This window comes from Streptomyces sp. NBC_00078, assembly GCF_026343335.1.
Taxonomy (GTDB): domain Bacteria; phylum Actinomycetota; class Actinomycetes; order Streptomycetales; family Streptomycetaceae; genus Streptomyces.
Map to the genome: position 1 here is coordinate 9042202 of NZ_JAPELX010000001.1, position 23677 is coordinate 9065878.

Here is a 23677-nt window from a genome sequence, read left to right on the forward strand (position 1 = left end):
AGGCGGCCGACGCTGGCCGAGAGAAAACACCCAAGTTGCTAAGGCCCTCTGCGGACAGAAGCCCGGCGACGGGAGTCTGGGTCGCACCCACCGAACTCGCCGCCCAGCCCGGCACAATGAACCGTCCGACGGACGGGTTCGTGCCCTCGGCGGTCCAGGAATCCACGAACCCGCGCGCTTCTGTGGCGGACCAACTCCATGCATGGGTGCGCGTGATGCGCGGCCACGGCCGCTACCAGCACCCGCCGGCCGACTTCCGGCGCATTCGCCGCTGCCTATACGTCGCGTCGCCCGCCCTGACCTCATGGGCGAGGGCCGGGCAGGACCTGCGACAGATCACGGCCGATCACATACAGGTCGAACTCGCTCGGCACCAGCGAAATGTAGCTCGCGGTCTCCTCAGCGTGCTGCGGAGCATCTTCCGGGCCCTGAAACAGGAATGGTTGGCTCGCCGGAAGGACGGACTCAGCCGGCCAGTGCGTGGAAGCCGCGTTGGAAGTAGACGGTCGCCGGGTCCTGTCCGAGTCGGACGAGGGTGCGCCCCGCGAGGGGGCCGAGCGCGTCGAGCCCACGCATCGCGGTCACGGACGCGAGACCGGCGCCCGCGGCCTGCTCGTCGTTCCACGTGGCGGGGGTGTGCGCCCAGGCCGAAAGGATGAGCAGCTCCGCGGTCGCGCCGGTGACGCCGCCCAGCCCGAAGACCCGGTCGCCGATGCTCACCCCCTGCACCCCGGCGCCGATCTCGTCGACCACACCGGCGCCGTCGCGCCCGGGAATTTCGGGCAGATCCAGGGGGAAGATCTGGTGCATGGCGCCCGGAGCGCAGCTTCCAGTCGATGGGATTAACGCCGGGCTCACCCTCCCCTGGAACTCCGGCGTCGTCGAAGGACACGTCAACCGGATCAAGATGCTCAAGCGCCAGATGTATGGCCGCGCCGGCTTCCAGCTCCTACGCAAACGCGTCTTGCTCACTCCGTGAGTGTGTTTCGGCGCTCAACCGGATGCCAAACGGGCCGGCCAAGAACACGAGAAGCTGGAGCCATGAACACGGGAAAGGACGAAGTACCACTGTCCGGAGGGCGGATCACTCAGGGCGTCGTCCGTGTCGGCGACACCGTCCGGCGACCCGTCACAGCCAGGTCGGCCCTCGTAGCCGAATTGCTGAACCATCTTCAACAACGCGGGTTCAACGGCGCACCGCGATATCTCGGGCTCGACGACACCGGCCGTGACACGTTCACCTACCTGCCCGGCCGAGTACCGGCCAGATTCCAGCTCTGGAGCGACGATCAGGTGGCGGCTGCCGGTACCCTTCTGCGCTCGTTGCATGAGGCCACCCGCGGCAGCCGCCTTGCCGCGGCCCATCCGGTCGTCTGCCACCACGATCCCGGCCCGAACAACGCTGTCTTCCACCAGGACCGGCCGGTGGCCTTCATCGACTTCGATACAGCCGCCCCCGGCGACCCCCTCGAAGACCTCGGATACATGGCCTGGACCTGGTGCATCTCCTCCAAGCCACAAGCCCCACCCGCCCAGGAACAGGCAACCCAGGTACGGATCCTCGCCGACGCCTACGGGCTCGACATCCCAGCACGCAGCAGCCTCGTCGACGCCATCCTTGACCGCCAAATCCGCAATGCCCTCTGGTGGCGTCAGCACCTCAACGCTCCACAGCCACACGTGGCCGACAACGAACAAGTCCATGCCCGGATCGCCTGGTCCAGGCGTGAGCACGACTACACAACCGCCAACCGCACCGTCTTCGCGAGAGCCCTGCGCTGACTTCCCTCGGCTTCGCCACAAGGGGCTCGAATACGCAGCGTCACACCCCACACAACGAGAGCCAGAGCCATCCGACATCGACAAAGCCAGAGCCCCGCACAAACCGTGCCAGACAGAGGAGCCCGACAACCGCCATCACCGCGAACGCCAGCCACCTGACCTCGGCGGAAGCCCGCATACGCATCTCCGGCGGCTGTCCCGGCATGCTCCTGTCGCCATGATGAGCCCCGCGCGACAAGGGCAGGGCGCGCGGAGGGCGCAGAACGGCACTACGCCCTCCGAGTCGCGCCTCTGGCCTTGTCGCCGAGCAGCTCCGCATCACACGGGGCGGAACGGTCAGTGGTACCCCTCGGCCACCGGAACGGCGTGCTCGGCCTCGTCCAGCCAGCCGATCAGGGAGGTACGGGCCCGGGCGACCCGGGAGCGCACCGTGCCGATCGGGCAGTCGCTGACGAGGGCCGCCTCCGCGTAGGGAAGTCCCAGCATCTGGGTGAGCACGAACGCCTCGCGGCGGTCGTCGGGGAGCGTGTTCAGCAACTCCGCGAGCGCGACGCCGTCGTCGAAGCCGGGCAGGCCGCGCGGCCGGGTGCGTTCGACGAACGACTCCCACTCGCCCGTGTTCGACAGGCGGGGGCGGGAGGAGTTGTGGCGGATGCTGTCGATGACCGCGCGGCGGGCGATGGAGAACAGCCAGGTGCGGGCCGAGGAGCGGCCTTCGAACCGGTGCAGGCTGCCCAGGGCGCGCAGGAAGGTCTCCTGGGTCAGGTCGTCGGCGCTCTCGGGGTCGGCACCAAGGTACGTCACGTAGTGGCGGACGTCTCGGTGCAAGGCGCGGACGAAGTGGTCGATGGCGTCGGGATCACCGCTGCGCGCGGCAAGCGCCCACGCCGTGATCGGGTCTTGTCTTGGGTTCGTCGTCGTCTGTTCACGCGAGGGAGGCAGGGCAGGAGTGATCACCTGGTGTCTGTCCTTCTCTGTGCCAAGGATCCGGTTTCCGGGCAGGCAGGCGCATCAGGGCAGCGGGCAGCCCGGCACCGGTGAGGGGGTGTCGGCCGGGCGCGGGCGCACGGCCGGCCCGAGGCGGGCAACCGACAGCTCGATGACTGCGGACGGGCGACTGCCTGGGCGAGCGAGGACCTGCCGGATATGGGCACCGCGGCAGCACCGTTCCTCTGCTGCGCCGGCAGTGGGGCCTTGTGGTGCGGGGTGGTATAAGCGGCCGTCCTGTACCACCCCTTCGTGCGCCGCTACCGCCGGGCGGCCCGTGCCCGGGTGACGGCGAGGCCGCCCGCGAGGAGGCCGAGGACACCGACGACGAGACCCGCGATGCCCAGGCCGCGGGCGGTGTTGTCGCTTGCCTTGGCCGACGACGAGACCGCGCTGACGTTGGCGGTGTCGGAGCCGTTCGCGGTCAGTTTCAGCACGGGTGCGGGGTTCTCGGGTTCGGCCTGGCCGGGCTGTTGCTGCTCGATCCAACGGACGATCTTGCCGTCGGAGTAGCTCTGCAGGGCCTTGAAGACCAGTTGCGCGGCGCCGGTCGGGAGCTGGCCGAAGGCCACGGTGAAGTCCTGGTACTGGCCCGGCGCGATCCTGCCGCCGGTCCAGACGATTTCGGAGACGGCGGTGGTGATGTCGCCGTCGTCGGTCTTGATGGGGGTGCGGAGTCTGGCGGTCTTCGTCTGGGCCGTCCAGCCGGTGACGGGCTGGACGAGGACGGAGGGGATCGGGTGGTCGGTGGGGAAGACGACGTCGAGCTTGACCGTGCCCGCGGTGTCCTCCTCGTTGGGAACGCGGAAGGTGATCGTGCCGTCCGTGGCGCCCTGCGGGTAGCTGTCGGGATGGACGGTGACGTGGGCGAACGCTGCGCCGGCGCTGGCGATCAGGCCGGCTGCGGTGAGCGCGGTGACCGTCAGGGCACGGCGGCCCGCACGGGAGGACACGGTGGGTGTCGCGTACATGAGGGACTCCATCGGGGGACGTGGGAGGCCATCGCGGCTGCGGTGTGCGGCGGCGGCGCGGATGGCAGGGCGCGTGCAGCCATGCGGGTGCGGTTTCGGGGCGCGGGGGTGGCAGGCCCCCGGTCCGCGGGAGGCCCGCGGCGGCTCACCGTGTGCCGCAGCAGCAGTCGCCGCGTCGACTTCTCGTGCCCTTCGCGGCGCCGGCGGCACGCCTGCGGCGGCTGTCCCTCCGGTGCTGTGGCCTCCGGCCACCGGAGCCTGGGCCTCGGGAGCAACGTGGCAGCTTGTCGCAGAAGCGACCACACGGCCGCCTCACCGCACCGTAGCCACCAGGCGGCCACCATGGCTGCCGCGAGATGAGCAGCGAACATCCGCGTGTCGTCCCGGTGGTCCGTCATCACGGCCATAGACGTTCGTGGAGTCGACGCGTCGAAGTACAGGTGGAGTCCGAGCTGCGTCACGGCCATGGCGCCGCAGATCTCAGGCAGCGAGCGTTCCCTGCCGCACAGCGGCACGGTCAGAGCGAGCACCACGGCGAAGCCGGTCCCCACCGACCAGCCGGCAGGCGGCGGATGCCCCGCCATGCGGTGGCCGGCGGCCGCCAGTGTCACGCACAGCGCCGCGAAGACGGCGGCCCGCAGAAAGCTCACGCTACTGCCCTCCCGCGGCGACCCGTACGGTCCGGGTCTCCGTCACCTCGTCGACGGCCGACGTCCGTACCGTGACGGAGAGCTGCCACGCCCCCTGCATGGGGATCTGGAACCCCTTCGCCACCCATCGGCTTCCGGAGTTCACGAGGGCCGCTTTGAGCGGGCCGATGCCTCTGCTCGGCAGCGTGAGCGCGACATCCAGTTCGGGAACGCGCTCGGGTGTGCGGCGGGGGCCTAGGACGACGGCCCGCAGGGTGTTGCCGCCCGGCCGGCCCGGCGTCAGGGTGAGGTCGACGGTGCCTCGGCCGGCGCCCCCCAACTGGCCGGTGTCGAAGGGCACGGCGAGGCTCGTCGTCCGTGCCGTCGACCTCGGCGCTGCCTCGGTGTGGGCCTCGGCGCGCGGGGGCTGGGTGTTGGTGAGGACGGTGGTCACCGCCAGCACCAGGATCCCTACGGCCGCTTCCATCGCTGCCGTTCGCCGCAGGGCCCGCCGGTAGACGTCGCCGTCGTACGGCACTTCGCCATACGGCACTTCGTCGTCGCCGCCCGTTCGCGGGGGCGGTTCGCCGTGGGCCTCCCGCAGCGAACCGCCCGCGTGCCCGACCGCCCCGACCGGTACGGGCACAGGCACGCGGGTACGCTGCGTCGTCGATCGCGCTCGGTGTCGCAGTTGGGCCGCCCATCGGCGCGAGTAGAAGGCGGCCGTCAGCATCACCAAGACGCCGTAGACCTTGAGCAGCAGCCACCTCCCATAGGCCGTCGCCACCAGCGCGTCCCAGGAGCCGGTCTGACGCCACGTCTGGTAGACCCCGGTGAGTACCAGGACCGCGACGGAGGCCAGGGCGACCGCGGAGAAACGGCTCACGGCCCGGGTGTCGGCCCGTTCCTCGGCGGGGGCGCGCCACAGCATGGTCACCAGCGCCGACAGGCCGCCCAGCCAGCAGGCCATGGCCACCAGATGCAGGATGTCGAACGGGATGGCGGCCGCCACCTGGATGCCGACCGAGGCGTGCTCGGCCAGGGCCCAGGTCGAGGCCAGGCCCACTGCCAGCACCACCGTGGCGCCCGACAGACCTGCTTCTCCCCTACGGATCCCACGCCCCGCCCGTCCCGCGGAACCCGGGCCGCAGCCTCGGGTCAGCAGCCGGAGCAGCGGATACGCCGCCGCCAAGAGCAACAGCCGTATCAGCAGGGCGATTCCCGCGGTGGTCCCGAGCGTGCCGCGGAGCACGGCGACGCTCAGCGCACGGCCGGGGCCCTGCTCCGACGCGTACGGGCCGCGGAGCGTCAGCAGAGCGACCGTGGCGAGGACCATGGACCACCACCCGACCCGCAACAGGGGCAGCAAGGACCTGCGGGCGGCGGTGCCGGGCCGGCACAGCAGCACGAAGGCACTCACCCCGACGAGCACCGCGTAGCCCGTGTAGTCGAGGTACCGGCCGCACCCGTACAGGATGCCGGCCGCGCTCGCGTTGGGTGAGGCTGCGGTGGGAGCGGCGGCATGACGGGAGGCGCTGCCGACCGAGAAGACGAACGCTCCGGCGACGGGGTGGGTGTCAGCAGAGATCACGTGCCACGCCACTGTGTAGGTGCCGTGCGGCAGGGCGCCCGCCAGCAGCACGCCCACCTCGGCCGCGTTGCCTCCCACGCGCAGCGGACGACCGTCGTCCACCCGCTCGCCGGCCGGGCCGAAGACCCGCACCGAGTCGTCGAGAAGCCCGACGCCTTCACCGAAGTCGAGGACGACCTGCCGCGCCGCGCTCGCCACCACCGCGTTCGCAGCCGGGTTCGTGGCCATGAGGGCGGCGTGAGCCGAGGCTCTGCCAGCAGTGACCAGCGCCAGTCCGAGCGCCGCGACGCAGAACGCCAGCGCCGCGACCAGCGCTCTCAGGCCCTGCTTCGCCCTGTGCGGCGAACGCGTCGTCATGCCCAGGAACGATGACCATGGGGCTTTGCGATCGCATCGCCGTACCGTTGGCCCGCCGTAAAGTCGCCCTCATTCCGGGCTGTGCGTCAGGGTGAGCGATGGGGAGATCCTGTGCGCGGGACCACTCACCACGGACCGGCAAGGCTCGCCCGGCGGGTCGTCAGCGTGCCGCAGCCACGCCCCGGGTTCGGTGCGGGCGGGTGGACCCATGGGTGACCGGACTGCCGGACCGACTCCGCCAACTCAGGACGGTGGCCCCGTTCCATCCCAACGCCGCGGAAATGCGCGCCATCGCCGATGCCGTCGTCCAGCACCTGGAGGCTTGATCACCGTTTCGCGGAGTATCCGCGGCCGGCGAGTGCTCAACCGCGCTCTCCCGGCTACGCTCGGCCCGTAACGAACCGGGGGCGAGAACATGGCCTCTGAACTACTGGAAAGTCATCGATGAGCGTTGATCGGCAAGGGCCGCCAAGATCCTCAAAGGGGGCCTGTTCCTGCCCTACTTCCGACTCCTGAATATCGGCCGCTACCAAGAGTCGGCAGCGCCGGCCCGCGCCGCTGGACCCACGCCCGCACCCGCCCGTAGCGCTCATCGACCTCGACCGGGACGCCGTGCCGCTCCGAGACGCTCCGCAGCCTCCGGCCGAGAGCGGACGCCCGGCCCACGTCGACCCGCTCCACCGAGCGCATCGCCCGCCCGCGCCGAGTCGGGTCCGCCTTCGCCACGGGCAGGATCCGCCGCACGTGGTATAGCGCCCACGGGCAGGCGAGTTCCTCCTCGAACGCGGCGAGGCCGGGCCGGTCCGCGGCCCGGCCAGGGTCGAACTGCTCCAGCAGACTGCGTCGGCCCAACAGCTTCGCCTTCGGGTTGAGGCTGACCGACGTGTACTCCAGGCGCAGGACCCGTCCGGCGATGTCCGGGTGCCGGCGCATCCGTTCCAGGTGCGCGTCCATGGCGCCCATCGACACCGGAAAACAATAGAACATGCAGTGGGACTTCTCTCACTTCACCCCGAACCTGTCGTACAGGAACGCTTCGCACCGCTCGCGCCCCCACCTCCATTCGATCAAGGGATACACGCCCTGGCGCAGGGGGTTCTTGTTCGCGGCCCCGTCCCGGAGGCTGCGGCCCACCTCATCGGCGTTGAACCCCATCACCTGCCTAAACGGTCGGTCGCCGATCTCCTCGGCGACGAGCGCGTCACCAACCTCCCCCTTGGCATGCAAGCTGCAGAGCCGGATGCCGCCCTGCTGGGGAACGGTGCCGTTGCTCTCGTACTCGTCCTCCAACGCCCAAGGGCCCCGCTTGACGATCCGCTCGGGCTGGCGGGAGTCGTCCATGACTGCGATCTCCAACGAGCGGCCGGCCCGGGAGACTTGAACGAGCCGAACCCGGTGCTCGCGCAGAAGCGGCAGCACGTACTGAGCGGCATGGGCACGGGTGGCCGGCCACTCGCTCCCGGTGAGCTCGTGCAACACCATGGTGCGGGCCGGATCGACTCCGGGGGCAGCCGGGTCCTCCAGCATCTTCACCATGTACGCGGTCGAGTCGACGCCGCAAAGGCACGCGACCCGCCAGGGCGTACCCACCCCCATCGCCTAAACACTGCGCGTATACAGGCCGCGTATACATGGTGTGTATAGTGCTGGGCATGTCCATCGGTAATACCCTTCTGGGGCTCCTGGAGTCCGGTCCGCGCCATGGCTACGGCCTGAAGCGGGCCTTCGACGAGAAGTTCGGTCATGACCGGCCGCTGCACTACGGCCAGGTCTACGCGACGATGTCCCGGCTGCTGAAGAACGGCCTCGTCGAAGTCGACGGCGTCGAGGCGGGCAGTGGGCCCGAGCGCAGGCGGTACGCGATCACGGACGCCGGGATCAGCGACGTCGAGCGCTGGCTCGCGACGCCGGAGAAGCCCGAGCCGTACCTGCAGTCGTTGCTGTACAGCAAGGTCGTCCTCGCGCTGCTGACCCGTCGCAACGCCGCCGACATCCTCGACACGCAGCGCTCCGAGCACCTGCGCAGCATGCGGATCCTGACCGACCGCAAGCGCAAGGGCGATTTCGCGGACCAGCTGATCTGCGACCACGCCCTGTTCCACCTCGAAGCGGACCTGCGCTGGCTGGAGCTGACCGCCGCGCGTCTGGACAAGCTCGCCGGGGCGGTGACCGCGTGACCCGTGTTGATCCTCCCGGTTCCCTGCTCGCCGCCCAGAACCTGCGCAAGGCGTACGGGCCGACCACCGCGCTCGACGGCGCCGACTTCTCCATCCACCCCGGCGAGGTCGTCGCCGTGATGGGCCCCTCCGGCTCGGGCAAGTCGACGCTGCTGCACTGCCTCGCCGGGATCGTGCCGCCCGACTCCGGGTCCATCACCTACAACGGGCGTGAGCTGGCCACCATGAACGACGCCCAGCGCAGCGCGCTCAGGCGCTCCGAGTTCGGCTTCGTCTTCCAGTTCGGTCAGCTGGTGCCCGAGCTGACCTGTGTGGAGAACGTGGCGTTGCCGCTGCGGCTGAACGGCACTTCCCGCAAGGAGGCCGAGAAGGCGGCCCTGACCTGGATGGAGCGGCTGGAGGTCGACGACCTGCGCAAGAAGCGGCCCGGCGAGGTCTCCGGCGGTCAGGGGCAACGGGTGGCCGTGGCCCGGGCGCTGGTCACGAGCCCCCGGGTGCTGTTCGCCGACGAGCCGACCGGCGCACTCGACTCCCTCAACGGCGAGCGTGTGATGGGGCTGCTCACCGAGGCGGCTCGCTCCACCAACGCCGCCGTCGTGCTCGTCACGCACGAGGCACGGGTCGCCGCCTACTCCGACCGCGAGGTCGTCGTACGGGACGGCAAGTCCCGGGACATGGAGCGGGTCATATGAAGACGCGCCAGTGGTCCAGGGACCTGAGTATGGGGGTCAGATTCGCTGTCGCCGGCGGGCGGGAGGGGTGGGCGCGGATGCTGCTCACCGCCGTCGGCGTGGGGCTCGGTGTGGCACTGCTCCTGCTCGCCACCGCGGTGCCGAATGCGCTGGCCGTGCGGCACGACCGGGAGGAGGCGCGTAGCGACCTCACGCACGCGTTCAGCGAGTCGCCGATGCGGAAGGCGGACAACACACTGCTGGTCCGCGACGCCGGAACGGTTTTCCGTGACAAAGAGGTGCGGGGGCGGGCGTTGCAGCCCGAGGGGCCCAAGGCGCCCCTGCCGCCGGGGGTCTCGAGGTTTCCGGGGGCAGGCGAGATGGTGGTCTCTCCCGCGCTGAAGCGGCTGTTGGAGTCTGGCGAGGGGAAGATGCTGCGGGAGCGGATGCCGGGGCGGATCGTCGGCACGATCGCCGAGCCCGGACTGATCGGTGCCCAGGAGCTCGCCTTCTACCGCGGCGCCGACGATCTCGTGTTCAAGCAGTACAGCGGCGGGGTCGAACGCATCGACCGATTCGGCGCAGGGTACCTGAACTCGGAGGAGACAGACCCCATCCTCGTCCTGCTCTCCCTCGTCGTGTTCCTGGTGCTGCTGATGCCGGTCGGCGTCTTCATCGCCGCAGCCGTGCGGTTCGGCGGCGAGCGCCGGGACCGGCGCCTCGCGGCCCTGCGGCTGGTGGGCTCGGACAGCCGGATGACCCGGCGGATCGCCGCGGGCGAGGCCCTCGCCGGCTCCGTGGCCGGCCTGGCCTTCGGCACGGTCTTCTTCCTACTCATCCGGGAGCTCTCCGGATCCGTGGACCTGTTCGACGTGAGCGTGTTCCCGAGCTATCTGATCCCCTCCCCCCTGCTCGCCCTGCTGGTCGCGGTCGCGGTCCCGGCGGCCGCCGTGCTGGTCACCCTGTTCGCGCTGCGGGGCGTGGTGATCGAGCCGCTCGGCGTGGTGCGCACCGCGAAGCCCCTGCGGCGCCGGCTGTGGTGGCGGCTGCTGCTGCCCGTGGGTGGGCTCGGCCTGCTCTACCCGATGGTCGGCAAGGACCGGTACAGCAAAGACTTCAACCAGTACCAGGTCACCGGTGGCGTCCTGCTGCTGCTCGTCGGGGTGACCGCGCTGCTGCCGTGGGTCGTGGAGACGGTCGTCGCCCGGCTCGGCTCCAGCGGGGTCGCCTGGCAACTGGCCATCCGCCGACTCCAGTTGAGCAGCGGCACGGCCGCCCGCACGGTCAACGGCATCGCGGTCGCGGTGGCGGGCGCCATCGCCCTGCAGATGCTGTTCACCGGGGTGCAGGGCCAGTACACCAAGCACACCACCAACGACCTCACCCGGGCCCAGATGAAGGTGAACCTGGAAAAAGAGGTCCCGCTCGCCCGGGCGGCGGCCGACTTCAAGGCGACCGAGGGTGTCGCGAAGATCTACGCGTTCGACGATGGCTACGTTGCCGACCGGCGCGACGACGCCGAGAACACCGCCAGCGTCACCATCGCCGACTGTGCGTCCCTGCGCGCGGTGGCTTCCCTCCCCTCCTGCAAGGACGGTGACTCCTTCGTCGTCCAGGGTGGCGCATACGGGGAGGCGACGCCCGGCATGTCCAAGCCCGGCAGCACGCTCTGGTTCGACTACTTCGACGGCGACCCCGGTGTCGTTCACAGGCCGACGCCCTGGCCCGTGCCGGCGGACGTGAAACAGGCGCGGTCGATCGCGGACCCGGCAGGGAACAAGCGTGGCGGCCTGCTGCTGACGCCGGGCGCGCTGCCCTCAGGCGCCGTACATGGTCTTCGCGGCCAGATCTACCTCGCGCTCGACCAGGGGCTGGCAGACGCGCCCGACCATGCGCGGAACACGGCCCACCGTCTCGGCCTGCCCGCCGACCCGGTGATGCTGGTGTCCAGCAAGAGCAACGACACCTACGCCTCCATCCGCACCTTCCTGTTCGTCGGCGCCACCTGCGTACTGGCGCTGATCGGCGCGAGTCTGCTGGTGTCGCAGCTGGAGCAGCTGCGCGAGCGCCGCAAGCTGCTGTCGTCGCTGATCGCCTTCGGCACCCGGCGCCGCACACTGACCCTGTCCGTGCTGTGGCAGACGGCGATCCCGATCGGGCTCGGCCTGGCGCTGGCCACGGCTGTCGGGCTGACGCTGGGCGCGGTACTGCTGAAGATGACGCACAAGGCGGTGGACGTCGACTGGGCGAGCGTACTGTCCATGACCGGTATCGGCGCCGCCGTCACCCTGCTGGTGACCGTGCTCAGCCTGCCACCACTGCTCCGGCTGATGCGCCCGGACGGCCTGCGCACCGAGTGAGCCATACGCCCCGAAGGCCCCTCTCCACCAGAACCGCCGGCCAGTGTGCTGGATCGTTCAGGCGGAGGGGGCCTCGGGTTGCTCGTCGTACGGGCCTCGACCCGGAATCTTGGACACGGGCTGTGCGGCTTGGGCCAGGGTGGTTGATGTTGTGTCGACTGCTGTCTCGTCAGCAATGGGACTGCGTTGTCGGGGGGCCAACCCCCGCTACCGGGATTCATTCGCAGTGCATCGGGCTTCAGCCCGGAGGTGAAGCGAATCTGAGGGTTGCGACGCGGAGCGTCGCAGTCTTGTCCGGCGGAGCCGGACGGCGTGCTCCTCACCCGTGGCGCGGAGCGCCACGACAGCTGGTCCCGGCGGAGCCGGGCGATGCTCACACGGGCCGGTTCTGCTGTTCGATGTACTGCCTGACCACGGAGAGCGGGGCGCCGCCGACGGTGCCGGCGAAGTAGGAACCGGACCAGAGCTTGTTGGCCCGCCAGTAGTGGCCTACCAGGTCGGGGAACTCTCCCCCAGCCTTCGGCCGGGAGGTGCCCCCAGGCGCAGACGGCGGGAGGAGACGCCCTTGAGGGAGTTGACGAGTTTGGTGACGGCGACCTGGGGCGGGAAGTTCACCAGGAGGTGGACGTGATTGTCCTCGCCGTTGAACTCCACCAGCGCGCACTCGAAGTCCGCGCACACCGACCGCATGATCTCCTCCATCCGCGTCAGATGAACATCCGTGAACCCCTTGTGCCGGAACCTGGTCACGAAGACCAAGTGGACATGCATCACGAAAGCAGGTTGAGGTCGGGCGCATAGCCGGGCAGCAGGACCACCGTCAGCCATTCCCGCTCGGCCACGAGGGCCTTCATCGCCTTGGAGACGTGGGTGTTGAGCCGGTCCCACACCACAATCAGCCGGGCCTTCAGTAACTGGTGGGCGCCGTCCAGCAGGCGGATGTAGTCGGTCTCGCTCAGCGAGCGGCGTTCGTCCTTGCGCCTCGTGTGCCGGCGCAGCCGGTAACACAGGCGGGCAGGAACGCCACGCCGGTAACACAGCAGCCCGGCCACCGACAGACGGCCACGGCCGCGGCCGGGCACCCGCACAGTAGGGGTGATCCCGCGCCGGCCTCAGGTGCGGCCCTTGGGCGGGCGGCCGGTCACACCCGCCTCGTCCTCGAAGCAGATGAACGCGCCGGTCGCCGCCCAGAGCGTTTTACCTCCCGCCAGGTCACCTCCCGCCATGCGGTGATCGCGTCCTCATCGCGTTCAACTGCGGGCCGGGCGGGCATCTGCACGCTGTAGCCCATGCGGTGCAGCAGCCGGGTGACCCCGGAGACGCTGTAGGAGAGGTGGAACTTCCGGCGGATTAGCGTGCGCACCCGGGAGGCTGTCCATACCTGGTCATCCGCCCAGCCGTGCGCGGTCGGCCCCTCGTCCAGCCAGCCGGCAAGCCTGGCCTGCAGGGGCGCGCCGAGACGGCAGTCGTAGCCGGACGGGCCCACGGAGCGCAGCGTGGCCCGGCCGCCCGACTGCCCGACTGCCAGACACGGCGCCACTGGTAGATCGACTTCTCACTCACCCGTAACTCCCGGGCGATGCACGAGACTTTCACACCTTCCTGGAAGAGGTCAGCGGCCCGCATCCGTACCTCTTCACGGCGCTTGCGTTGCTCGGCGGTCAGCCCGCCCCCATCTGGATACCGCATGCCTCTGAAGTACCAGCCCGGACAGATCGCGTCACCGGTCCCGACGCAGATCCAGACCCTAAGACGCCGAAGTCAGTAACGGCAGGTCGCCCTCGTTCTGTGGGCTGAATGCCACCGGTGACGGGCCGAGTTGGTTGGGGGAACGACAGGGCCCCCACGCCACCGCCGAGTGGTTGACCCACCACGACACGCAGGCGTGCTCGACCGTGACCGGACAGCCTGGAGCGTGGCAAAGAGCCCCGTCCAGGTCGTCGGGAATTCTCTGCGCCGGTTCGGCGTGAACAGGGTCGACCTGCTGTACCAGCACCGCGTCGACCCCGACGTGCCGATTCGAAGGGGCCCCGGGCGGCGGAGGAGTTCATCGGAGCGGGCAAGGTCAAGCACTTCTGCCGGTCCGGGACCGAGTACTTCCTGCGGTGGCGGGAGCCCGCGAAAGGGATCCTGCCGACGCTGCTTGAGCTCTGTATCGGATCTGTCCCCTTCAGCCCGCCGGCAAGGCCCAGGTGGGTTCGCGTTCTGCTCCCGCACCGCACCGCAGGGCAGCGCCACGCTAGGTGAATTCCAGCAGCCCCCGGCGGACCGCCTCGGAGACCGCCGCCGCCCTGTTGTCGACGCCGAGTTTGCGGTAGATGCGCACCAGGTGTGTCTTGACGGTCGCCTCGCTCAGATACAGGGCGTCCGCGATGGAGCGGTTGCTGTGCCCGTCGGCCATCAACCGGACGACCTGTCGCTCCCGCCCCGTCAGCTCCGGTGCCGGACTGACGACCTGCCCGACGAGGTCGCCGACCACCCCCGCCGCGAGTCCCAGGCCGCCCTCGGCGGCGCTGCGCACGGCCCGGAAGAGGTCCTCGGGCGGTCCGGCCTTGAGGACGTAGCCGCGTGCGCCGGCCGTCAGCGCGCGCACGACGTCGGCTCGCCCCGAATAGCTGGTGAGCATCACCACGGGCAGGCCCGGAGCCTGGGCGGCGAGCCGGCGGACCGCCTCGATCCCGTCGATGCCGGAGCGCATGCCCGCGAAGCGCAGGTCCATCAGCACGACATCGGGTGCCAGTGCGAGCGCCAGGCGGACGGCTTCCTCGCCACTTCCGGCCTCCGCGATCACTTCAAGGTCCGGCGCCCCCTCCAGCAGGGCCCGCACCCCGGCCCGTACGACCGGATGGTCGTCGGCGATCAGCAGGCGCCGCGTCGCGGCCGTCACTGCGCCGCCGCCGCGGAGACAGGCGCCTGCGTTCCCGGCCGCAACGAGCGGGCGGGGACGGTGGCCCGGATCCGCGTGCCCTGCCCCGGGGCGCTGTCGACTTCCAGATCGCCCCCGTCCTGGCGTAGCCGGGCCCGGGCCGAGGGCAGGCCGAAGCCCCGGCCCGACCGGACCGATCCGCCGATGCGGGCGGTGTCGAAGCCGACTCCGTTGTCGCACACGTCCAGTTCGACCCGGTCCGTGAGATGGCGCAGTGTCACTGACACGTGGGTGGCCTGCGCGTGTTCGCGGACGTTCGCCAGCGTGCTCTGCGCCACGCGGAACAAGGTGGTGGCGCTCCGTTCGTCCGGGCCGAGGGCCGGGGTGCCCACCGAGCGGAACCGCACCCGCCCGGCGCCACCCGGCTGCTGAGCCCGGGCGCACAGCAGCTGCAAAGACCCCTCCAGCCCGGCCTCGGCGACCGTGGGCGGGGTGAGGTCCTGGATGATCCTCCGGGTCTCGGCGAGCCCCGCGTCCAGGCCTTCGGCGACCGCGCGGACCCGCGTCCGGGCCATGTGGGGCCGTTCCTCCCACTCCTGGTCGGCCGCCTGCAGCAGCATGAGGTTGCCGGACAGTTCCTGGGCGAGGGTGTCGTGCAGGTCACGGGCGATGCGCGCGCGTTCCTCGAGCGTGCCGTGGCGGTGCCGTTCGTCCGCCAGTACGTCGCGGGTGCTGCGCAGTTCCTCGACCAGCCGCTGGCGTTCCGTGACGTTCCGTTGCTGGGCCCGGTACAGCGCCACGGTTCCCCAGACGGCCGCCACCGGGATCAGTACCATCTCGAGGTCGAACCCGCCTGCGGTCCGGGTGAGTTGACCGACGAGCAGGCCGGTGACGGCGCTCAGTGCCACGCCGGTGGCACGGCGGCCGAGGGTGTCCAGGACCACGCAGGCCAAGGGCACGGCGCACCAGATGTAGGCGCCGGTCAGGGGCGGCGGAGTCAGGAGGACGAGGATCGCCCACAGCAGGAGGAGGGCAGCGATCCAGGTGCGCCGGACGAGCCTGCCCAGCCTCGCCCACAGTGCCAGCCCGGCGGCATACGTCATGGCGAGCAGCCCGCTGACGGTCACGATGTCCCAGCACAACGGGATGTTCAGCCGGACGAGGCGGACCAGCGCGGCACCGACGACGAGGAAGAACAGCAGGTGCGGCAGCTGCCTCGGGTCGAACCGTCTGCGGCTGGCCGGCGCGGAAGCGTGGACGAGGCCGGGGTCGGTCACGACAAACCCCCTGGATGAATGATCCATTGGGACATGGGGGGCCGAGTCTATCCGCCGTCTGTATGACCCATGTGAAGGGTGAGGCCGCCGTTCCGCCGGTGGGAGAGCCGGGAGAGTACGGCAGCCCCACCGACGGTTAGGCCCCCGGGTGCAGTCCGAGCCAGCCCGGCGTGGGGTCGCCCTTGACCTCGCCGAAGTACAGGGCGAAGGTCTGCCTCCAGCGCTCCACCTCGGCGCGGTCGGCCATGAAGCGGGGGAAGCCGTCCACATGGGCGTTGGGGTACTCCCACATCTGCTTCAGGCCGGCCGGGGGAGTGACGTCGGTGCGCACGGACCAGCCGTTGAAGGACTGCTGCTGGTGCTCGGTGGACAGCTGCCAGTTGAGGAAGAGCTTGGCGGCCGTGGAGTTCCTGGCCCGCTTGAGGATCGCGGTGCGCTGGCCCCAGGCCATGAACGGGTGTCGCGGGTCGATGACGAACTTCACCGGGGAGGACGTCGACGGGACCGCCGAGCCGGCGGTGCCGATACCGATCGGCTTCTGCCCGCCGAAGACGGCGTCGCCGGGGGAGTTGCTGCCCCGCGCGAACTGCACGTCCTGCGCGGCAAGCCTGGCCACCCACTCCCAGCCGTACTTCTGGGCGTACAGCGTGTAGAGGTAGAGGACGGCGTCGTCGTCGTGCGGGTAGGACGAGGCGATCTTGCCCTTCCATTTCGGGTCGACCAGGTCGCGCGGCGTGAGCCGCACGCCCGAGCCGACCGCCGTCGTGCTGTACACGAGGCTGAAGGCGATCGCTCCCGTGGCCACCCACGCGCCCTGCGGGTCCTTGAACTTGTCGTAGACCTTCGAGAACCCGGCGGGCTTGTAGGGCAGCAGGCGGTCCTGCTGCTTCCAGCGGTCGAAGTCCTGGACGGTCTGGAACTGCACGACGTCCGGCACGAGGGTGTCGGTGGCGAACTGGTTGTCGACGCGCACGTCGTGGTACTTGCTGTAGTCGACGATCAGCGTCAGGTCGATGTCCGGGAAGCGGTCCTTGAAGGCGGCCTTGGTGCCGTCCTGCTGCGTCGGCGTGTCACCGCCGGCGTAGACGACGAGCTTCCCGCCCTCCGCGAGGGCGGCCTGGTAGAGCTCGTCGAGCGACCTGGTCTCCTCGCGCCCGGCCGAGCGCCCCGACAGTGCGGGAGAGGCCGAGGCCGGGAGCGCCGAGGCACCGAAGGCGCCGGCACCGAGGGCGACGCCGGCACCGGCGGTGAGGACACGTCGTCTGCTGGGGAAACTGGGCATGCGAAGAGACCTCTCTCAGGGGGGTGGCACACAAGACCCGGCGCGCGCCATGGGCGATGGCCATCCTGCCGCGGCCCACCGCGACTTCGCGTCGTCCGTACGGAGAAAAGAGACCTCCATGAGGTGGAAGCCGCGTTCAACCGATCGGTTGAACGCGGCTTGTCAGGCCCTGGTGTCGTCGGTCTACCGCGCAGGAGGGGCGGTGCTCCGGCGCGGGATGAGCGTCTCGACCACTACTGCGCGGACGGCGGCGACGAGCTGATGCCGGGCAGCCGCCAAGTCCGACGCTCGTGCCTGTGCGGTCGCCGGTGAGTTCACGGCCGGCGGGGGCGACGGACCACCGAGCGGCGGGGCGTGACCGGCGCCGGGCCGGCGTCTCCCTCACCACTCTCCACGGCATCGGGTGCGCGCCATTGGGTGCACTCAGTGGCCGGCCTCCCGACCACGGTGCCGTCCGGGCTCCGGCGGGCGGTGCGCCTGCTGGTCGTCCTGGCGCACCGGCCGCACTGCGGCGGCATCATCCTGTTCGGCGTAGCGGTCCGCGCGGGTGCGGGAGTCGTCGGCCGCTTTGGAGAACGCGTCCTGGAGGTGGCGCAGCCGCTCGTCCGTGAGATCGAGGGCTTCCACGTCCGTGCGCGACTCCCTCAAGGCCCGCAGCGCCGTCAGGTCGATCGCCTCCCGGCGTCCGGCCTCCGCCTCCTGGTCGTCGCGCTCCGAGTCGGCGGCCGCGGGCGCGAGCAGCTGCTCGGGCATCGCCGCCTGCTGGTGCGCGACGACGTCGTACGCCCGCCCCCGCGCGGCGGTGGTGGTGCGCAGCTTCTCCCGCACCACCACGCCGGCGAGGACAGCTCGCTCGTACTGCGGCGGGATGCGGGGGACTTCCCGCTCCCCCGCGTCCTGGTCCGGGGGCCGGGGTGAAGCCGGGATCGGCCGGGGGTTGCCGGTCCGGGCCGGGTGCGGGTGTGGGTGGGCGGCGCCGGGCGGGGAGGTCGGACAGCGCCCACCGGGTGGTGTAGAGGCGGTAGTCGGCCTCCAGGCCGCGCACGGTTTCGCTGATGTCCAGGCAGTAGGTGGAAACGGGGGCGGCCACGATCCGGTCGTCCAGGCCGGAGTCGCGGCGGCGGCCGCGCAGGACGAGAGCGAGGTGACGGCGGGCTTCGGCGAGCAGGTGCCGGCGGTGGAAACGGCCGCCTTCGTTCATCACGAACACCGTCGCGGCGACGTCGACGGCCGCCAGGGCGACGTCTACCACGGCGGCGACCCGGGACCGGATCGCCGCAGCCGCGGCGCGGGCGTACTCCAGGAGGGAGTTGATGATGTCGACGGCCACCTTTGGGGTGCGGATCGCGCTCTCCTTCCACTCCTTGCGCAGCTGCGCGAGCGGCCGGGTCTTCCGCTTGGGCGGACGGGTCTTGCGGGCGGCCATCTGGTTCAGCTTGGCGCGGCCCGCTCGGAGACCAGGGGCAGGAACTTCAGCTCGCCGTCGTCGACGACGGCGGTGACGTACTCATGCTCCAGATCCTCCAGGCAGGCGGCGATCTGGTCGCTGCGCCGAGCGGTCCAGCGGATCAGCTCGCGCGGCACCCCGGCAATCTCCATCACCGGCCGGCGGCGCAAACTCCTCAAGCTGACTCCGGAACTGCAGGACTTGGTGAGCAATCAGGGTTTCGCAGTGCGGTCAGGTGGCCGCGCTGCGAAGCCGTGCGCATTTCACGCATCGACCGCGATAGATCCGACCTATTTTTCGGTGTTGACCTGATCGTGGGGCAGTGACGAGGAGAAGATTCCTGATTTCCGTCCCTAGCTCTAGACAAGACGTGAGGGCGTGCCGCTTAATACATCCGATGTCCGAGAAGATGTGGCCTGAGTGGACACGAGCCGCCGTTGCCCCCGCCTTCCGGGCTGAGTCACGGACAAACGACTGTCGACACGCCCCGTGTCCTTCACCCCTTCTGGAGCCGCACATGACCTCCGCTCCCCTCAGCAGGCGCTCCCTCTTCAAGGCCGCCGCCCTCGCCGGCGGCACCGTGGCCTTCGGACTGCCGCAGGCCCTGTGGCCCACCGCCGCCGAGGCGTACTCGGTCCCCTCGAAGATGGACTGGTGGTACCAGGCCCGGTTCGGGATGTTCATCCACTTCGGGTCCTACTCCTACCTCGGCCACGGCGAGTGGGCCTTCAGCTCCGAGAGCTGGTCCAAGGCCAACTACCAGACCCAGGTGTCCGCGCACTTCAACCCCACCGCGTTCAACGCGGCAACCATCGCCCAACTGGCGGCGGACGCCGGCATGAAGTACCTGGTCATCACTGCCAAACACCATGAAGGCTTCGCCATGTGGGACTCCAACGTCCCCAGCTTCACCGACACCACCGGCACCAAGCTGTACAACCTGCACGACTACGCCGGTGTCCAGGGTGATCTGCTGGCGGCGCTCAAGACCGAGTGCGAGGCACGAGGCGTCAAGTTCGGCCTCTACTACTCGATCCTGGACTGGAACCACCCCTCCCAGACCATCCGAAGCGGCGGTGTCACCACGATGGCATCGCAGGCCGCCCGCACGGGTTATATCGCGGACATGAAAGCCCAACTGCAGGAGCTGCTGGACCGCTACGACCCGGCGCTCCTGTGGTTCGACGGCGACTGGTTCGGCGAACCCTCCAGCCCCACCCTCCAGGACTGGTGGCTCCGGTCGGACGGTGTCGACCTCTACAACTGGTTGATCTCCCGCAAGCCCGGACTCGTCGTCAACGAACGGGTCAAGCGGGACCTCGGTCTGGGCGACTACGCGGTCGCGGAGTTCGGTGTCCCCAACGCGCCGCTGGACCGCCAGTGGGAGAAATGCGACACCATGAACGGCGCCTGGGGTTACAACGCGGGCAAGGAGAACTCCTACCGCCCCGTCAGGGATTTCGTTCAGGAGCTCGTCACCTGCGTCTCGCGGGACGGCAACTTCCTGCTGAACATCGGCCCCAAGGGCGACGGCTCGGTCACCGCCGGATCCGTGACCATCCTGCGCGGCCTGGCCTCCTGGATGGCGACGTACGGCGACAGCGTGCACGGAGCCACGGCAAGCCCCTTCACCACCGACCCCACCTGGGGGAGGGCCACCAAGAAGGACGGCAAGCTGTTCGCCCACGTCTTCACCTGGCCCACGGGCGGCGTGCTGCAGATCCCGGCGATCACCAACACGATCAGCCGCGTCTACCTGATGAACAACCCCTCGGCCTCGCTCGCCTACACCGTCAGCGGCGGCCAGATCAGCGTCGCCGTGCCGGCTACCGCCCCGGATGCCAATGACTCCGTGGTCTGCGTCGAGGTCAGCGGCGTCCCCACGGCCGCCGGCGGAGCCCGGGTGACCGTGTTCCAGGACGTGAGTTACTCCTCGGCGAGCGCCGTCCTGACGCTGGGCAGCTACACCTCCTCCCAGCTGTCGGCCGCGGGGGTGGGGTCCGCGACCATCTCCTCGCTGAGGGTGCCCCAGGGCTACCGGGTGACGGGCTACTCCGGCGACAACTTCACCGGCACGGCCTGGACGTTCACCGCGGACAATCCCGACCTGCGGGTGACCGGCAACAACGACGCCATCGTCTCGCTGAAGGTCACCTTCAATCCGGCCTCGTACTTCCGTCTGATCAACGTCACGGACGGTCTGGCCCTGGACAGTGGCGGCAACGTCGCCAGCGGCTCGAACCTCAAGCAGTGGACGCCGGTCGACAGCCCCAACCTCCAGTGGCAGGCCGTGGACCTCGGCGACGGCTACTACAGGTTGGTCAACCGCGCCAACGGCATGGTCGCCGACGGCTGGGGCTCGACCAGCAACGGCGCTCCCGCCCAGCAAGCGGCCTGGAACGGCGGCCCCCACCAGCAGTGGAAGATAACCGACCGCGGCAACGGCCAGTACTCGATCGCCAACCGCACCACCGGACTCGTCCTCGACGGCGGCGGACAGGTCCCCTCCGGGTCCGTGACCAAGCAGTGGACCTGGGTCACCAGCAACAACCTGCTGTGGACCTTCCAGCCCACCTCCTGACCACCCGTCATCGCCGCGCCGCCCGAACCTCTTCTTCGGCCTCTGGCCACGACGTGCCTCCTGCGTGGCCGCTGTGCGCCGGGGGCCCTCCGGCCCGCAGTCTCCACGAAGGCACGTCCCCAGGCGGAAGAGCCGCACGTCTCCACCCGGCAAAGAAGGGCCGCACATGCACACCTCCCGAAGACTCTCCGCCAGACTCGCGGCCACGGCATCCGCCACCTGTCTGGCCGCTGTCGGACTCGCCCTCGTCCCGGCGGGAGACGCCTCGGCGGCGGGCGCGCCGCAGGGCGGCCACGTCTACTCCCTGACGGCGGCCAACAGCGGCAAGAACGCCGCCGTGCAGGGGGACTCCCTGGCCGACGGCGCGACGGTCGTGCAGAAGACCGCCTCCGGGGGCCCCGGCCAGTTGTGGGAGGCGGTCGACCACGGCGACGGCACCTTCTCGCTGGTCAACATCAACAGCGGCAAGTGCATGGACGTGCAGAACGGCTCCGTGACCGCGGGAAGCCCGATCATCCAGTGGCCCTGCACCGGCGCCAGCAACCAGAACTGGACCTTCAGCGGTTCGGAGATCGTCTCCGCCCGCAGCGGCCTGTGCCTGGACGTCTCCGACGGCTCCGCCGCGGAGGACCACCGGATCATCCAGTGGACCTGCAAGACCACGGCCAACGCCAACCAGCAGTGGAGCCTGACCGAGCGCCCGCGCTCCGGCACCTGGGGCCCGGCCATGACCAGCGGCGGCCAGAGTTTCAACGCGCAGACCCTCCGGATGGTCGTCCACAACAACACCTCCGGCGCGGGGCTGCGCATCCGGCTGTCCAACCTGCGCAGCACGACCGCCCTCTCGGTCGGTGCCGTCACGGTGGCCGTCCAGTCCAGCGGCGCCACCGCGGTCGCGGGCACCACGCACACCGTCACCTTCGGCCGGTCGGCCACGCCGGCCATCCCCGCCGGGCAGGAACTGACCAGCGACGTCATCCCGATGTCGGTCGTCGCGGAGCAGAACCTGCTGGTGAGCGTCTATCTCCCGGGCACCACCGGCGCCTCGACCTACCACTACGACGCCCACCAGACCTCGTACCTGTCCGCCGCGGGCACCGGCAACCACGCCGCCGAGGAGGCCGCGACGAACTTCACCGCCACCACGAACCACTGGTTCTACGTCGCCGGACTCGACGTCGTGTCACCCACGGCCAAGGGAACCGTCGTGGCCATCGGCGACTCCATAACCGACGGCTCCAGCGCCACCGACAACGCCAACCGGCGCTGGCCCGACTACCTCGCCCGGCGGCTGCAGGCCGAGTCCGGCGGCCAGCGCCTCGGCGTGGCCGACGCGGGCATCGGCGGCAACCGCGTGGTCCACGACAGCCCGTCCACGCAGCAGGGCATCGCGGCCGTCACCCGGTTCTCCCACGACGTCCTGACCCAGCCGGGCGTGAAGGACGTCATCCTGCTGGAGGGCATCAACGACATCAACTCCACCGCCTTCCCCACCACCGCCGACGAGATCATCGCCGGCTACCGGACCATTATCGACCAGGCACACACGGCCGGTGTCCGAATCATCGGCGGGACGATCCTGCCGGCCTCGCAGACCGCCGACAAGGCCGCCAGCCGCGCCCAGGTCAACGACTGGATCCGCACCAGCGGCGCGTTCGATGCGGTGATCGACTTCGACGCGGCGCTCCGGGACCCGGCCAACCCGGCGCAGCTGCTCCCCGCCTACGACGGCGGCGACCATGTGCACCCCAACAGCGCGGGCATGCAGGCCATGGCCAACACGGTGAACCTCGCGCTGCTCACCTCCTGAGCGGTGCCCACCTCCCGGACGCCGTAGTTCTGTTCGGCGCCCCCTCTCCGCGTACGGGGCACCGGACGGAACGGCCCGTTGCCCGTAAAGAACATGGCGGACAGCGGCGGCCGCCGCTGTCGCGGCCGCCGTTATGGCGGTTGCAACCCCGGCCGCGAACGCCGCAGGAACGACGCTCGTCCTGGATGCCCAGGAGAACTACTACCTCCCCACCGAGGACGAGGGCCCGAACCTGGACCTCGGCATCACCGCCTCGGGCGGGGACGCCTATCCGGACGTGACGGTTTCCCGTCATCCAGCTCTCCGTGCTCAGGGCGTGAATGATCCGGCCGACTGCGCGTCGTGGATGCGGTCATGGCAGGCGTCGCAGGCCGCGACGGTCATGCCGCACCAATCCAGCATGACCCGCGCCCAGTCGGACGGCGGCTGTCTGGCTTTGAAGGCGGCGTAGGCTTTCCTCACGGCAGAGCTCGACCGGTTACCAAGACGCTCGTAGCGTTCATCGACGAGTTCAAGAAGGTGTTCGGGGTCGAGCCGAACTGCCGCGGGCTATCCAACTCCGCGGAATCGGTGGACCGGATTAGCCTCCAGCGTCTACATTCCGCGATCGGCGCCATTCGGCCCGTCGAACAAGGGGCCCACTACGCTCAACACCAGCCCCCAAACCGGCAGTTGGACTTGACCTGTAGGGCATCCACTGATCCCGGAGCGGTTCAGCTCGTGCAGGTGGGCGGCCGCCCGCGAGGCGAGTTGCCACCCAGCTGATCACTCAACGAATGGTTACCAGCGAGTCTGGTGAGCAATTCCCGGCCGCTCGAGCCCTTCTGTTGATTATACGTGTCGATGTGATCGTTACGTTGTCGGACCCTCATATCCAACTCGGTGTCAG

General features: G+C 70.0%; 17 protein-coding genes and 3 pseudogenes. 7 read left to right on the forward strand and 13 right to left on the reverse strand.

Going from position 1 to position 23677, the window contains the following annotated elements; genetic code table 11:
- Nucleotides 1–528 precede the first annotated feature (528 nt).
- A pseudogene (locus tag OOK07_RS41995) lies at nucleotides 529–868 on the reverse strand (alcohol dehydrogenase catalytic domain-containing protein); the annotation flags it as partial.
- A gap of 173 nt (nucleotides 869–1041) precedes the next feature.
- Here OOK07_RS41995 and OOK07_RS42000 point away from each other — a divergent pair.
- Nucleotides 1042–1782, forward strand: a complete 741-nt coding sequence (locus tag OOK07_RS42000; RefSeq protein WP_266801806.1) for a phosphotransferase — start codon at nucleotides 1042–1044, stop codon at nucleotides 1780–1782.
- 336 nt (nucleotides 1783–2118) lie between these two features.
- Here the strand turns inward: OOK07_RS42000 and OOK07_RS42005 are convergent, their stop codons facing one another.
- The 5 genes from OOK07_RS42005 to OOK07_RS42025 all read right to left on the reverse strand — a co-directional run bounded on the left by OOK07_RS42005 (nucleotide 2119) and on the right by OOK07_RS42025 (nucleotide 7853).
- Nucleotides 2119–2739 carry a sigma-70 family RNA polymerase sigma factor gene (locus OOK07_RS42005; protein WP_266801807.1) on the reverse strand — a complete coding sequence of 207 codons (621 nt, stop codon included), beginning with the start codon at nucleotides 2737–2739 and terminating at the stop codon, nucleotides 2119–2121.
- A 290-nt stretch (nucleotides 2740–3029) separates the two neighbouring features.
- A complete protein-coding gene (locus OOK07_RS42010; protein WP_266801808.1) occupies nucleotides 3030–3740 on the reverse strand; it encodes a YcnI family copper-binding membrane protein in 711 nt (236 codons plus the stop codon).
- A 651-nt stretch (nucleotides 3741–4391) separates the two neighbouring features.
- A complete protein-coding gene (locus OOK07_RS42015; protein WP_266801809.1) occupies nucleotides 4392–6317 on the reverse strand; it encodes a copper resistance CopC/CopD family protein in 1926 nt (641 codons plus the stop codon).
- Nucleotides 6318–6794: 477 nt separating this feature from the next.
- Complete coding sequence (locus tag OOK07_RS42020; RefSeq protein ID WP_266801810.1) at nucleotides 6795–7304, reverse strand: hypothetical protein; 510 nt, start codon at nucleotides 7302–7304, stop codon at nucleotides 6795–6797.
- A 15-nt stretch (nucleotides 7305–7319) separates the two neighbouring features.
- Nucleotides 7320–7853, reverse strand: coding sequence for a hypothetical protein (locus OOK07_RS42025; protein WP_266801811.1), 534 nt, complete (start codon nucleotides 7851–7853; stop codon nucleotides 7320–7322).
- A gap of 116 nt (nucleotides 7854–7969) precedes the next feature.
- Here OOK07_RS42025 and OOK07_RS42030 point away from each other — a divergent pair, with 116 nt between their 5' ends.
- The 3 genes from OOK07_RS42030 to OOK07_RS42040 are packed head-to-tail and all read left to right on the forward strand — an operon-like array spanning nucleotide 7970 to nucleotide 11525.
- Nucleotides 7970–8494, forward strand: a complete 525-nt coding sequence (locus tag OOK07_RS42030) for a PadR family transcriptional regulator (RefSeq protein WP_266801812.1) — start codon at nucleotides 7970–7972, stop codon at nucleotides 8492–8494.
- A complete protein-coding gene (locus OOK07_RS42035; protein ID WP_266801813.1) occupies nucleotides 8491–9186 on the forward strand; it encodes an ABC transporter ATP-binding protein in 696 nt (231 codons plus the stop codon). The genes OOK07_RS42030 and OOK07_RS42035 overlap by 4 nt, the downstream gene beginning before the upstream one ends.
- Nucleotides 9183–11525, forward strand: coding sequence for an ABC transporter permease (locus OOK07_RS42040; RefSeq protein ID WP_406313224.1), 2343 nt, complete (start codon nucleotides 9183–9185; stop codon nucleotides 11523–11525). Before OOK07_RS42035 ends, OOK07_RS42040 begins: the two co-directional genes overlap by 4 nt.
- Nucleotides 11526–11898: 373 nt before the next feature.
- Here OOK07_RS42040 and tnpA read toward each other — a convergent pair.
- From tnpA to OOK07_RS42080, 7 genes and pseudogenes are all read right to left on the reverse strand, one after another.
- Nucleotides 11899–12353 (reverse strand): annotated as a pseudogene (gene tnpA, locus OOK07_RS42045) (IS200/IS605 family transposase).
- Nucleotides 12308–13214: pseudogene (locus tag OOK07_RS43930) on the reverse strand (IS630 family transposase); the annotation flags it as partial. The pseudogenes tnpA and OOK07_RS43930, both read right to left, overlap by 46 nt.
- 550 nt (nucleotides 13215–13764) lie before the next feature.
- Nucleotides 13765–14412, reverse strand: a complete 648-nt coding sequence (locus tag OOK07_RS42060) for a response regulator (protein WP_266530313.1) — start codon at nucleotides 14410–14412, stop codon at nucleotides 13765–13767.
- Nucleotides 14409–15668 carry a sensor histidine kinase gene (locus OOK07_RS42065; protein ID WP_266801816.1) on the reverse strand — a complete coding sequence of 420 codons (1260 nt, stop codon included), beginning with the start codon at nucleotides 15666–15668 and terminating at the stop codon, nucleotides 14409–14411. Before OOK07_RS42065 ends, OOK07_RS42060 begins: the two co-directional genes overlap by 4 nt.
- Before the next feature lie 136 nt (nucleotides 15669–15804).
- Entirely contained in the window at nucleotides 15805–16950 is a 1146-nt protein-coding gene (locus OOK07_RS42070; RefSeq protein WP_266801817.1) for an ABC transporter substrate-binding protein, read from the reverse strand.
- 423 nt (nucleotides 16951–17373) lie between these two features.
- Complete coding sequence (locus tag OOK07_RS42075; protein WP_266801818.1) at nucleotides 17374–17784, reverse strand: hypothetical protein; 411 nt, start codon at nucleotides 17782–17784, stop codon at nucleotides 17374–17376.
- A 597-nt stretch (nucleotides 17785–18381) separates the two neighbouring features.
- Complete coding sequence (locus OOK07_RS42080) at nucleotides 18382–18576, reverse strand: hypothetical protein (RefSeq protein ID WP_266801819.1); 195 nt, start codon at nucleotides 18574–18576, stop codon at nucleotides 18382–18384.
- A 338-nt stretch (nucleotides 18577–18914) separates the two neighbouring features.
- Between OOK07_RS42080 and OOK07_RS42085 the strand changes: the two genes are divergently transcribed.
- The 3 genes from OOK07_RS42085 to OOK07_RS42095 all read left to right on the forward strand — a co-directional run bounded on the left by OOK07_RS42085 (nucleotide 18915) and on the right by OOK07_RS42095 (nucleotide 23239).
- On the forward strand, nucleotides 18915–20978 hold the full coding sequence (locus OOK07_RS42085; RefSeq protein ID WP_266801820.1) for an alpha-L-fucosidase: 2064 nt from the start codon (nucleotides 18915–18917) through the stop codon (nucleotides 20976–20978).
- 166 nt (nucleotides 20979–21144) lie between these two features.
- The gene (locus tag OOK07_RS42090) at nucleotides 21145–22788 is read left to right on the forward strand and encodes a GDSL-type esterase/lipase family protein (RefSeq protein WP_266801821.1); all 1644 of its coding nucleotides are present in this window, start codon (nucleotides 21145–21147) and stop codon (nucleotides 22786–22788) included.
- Between the two features lie 133 nt (nucleotides 22789–22921).
- Complete coding sequence (locus OOK07_RS42095) at nucleotides 22922–23239, forward strand: hypothetical protein (RefSeq protein ID WP_266801822.1); 318 nt, start codon at nucleotides 22922–22924, stop codon at nucleotides 23237–23239.
- Nucleotides 23240–23677: the final 438 nt, after the last annotated feature.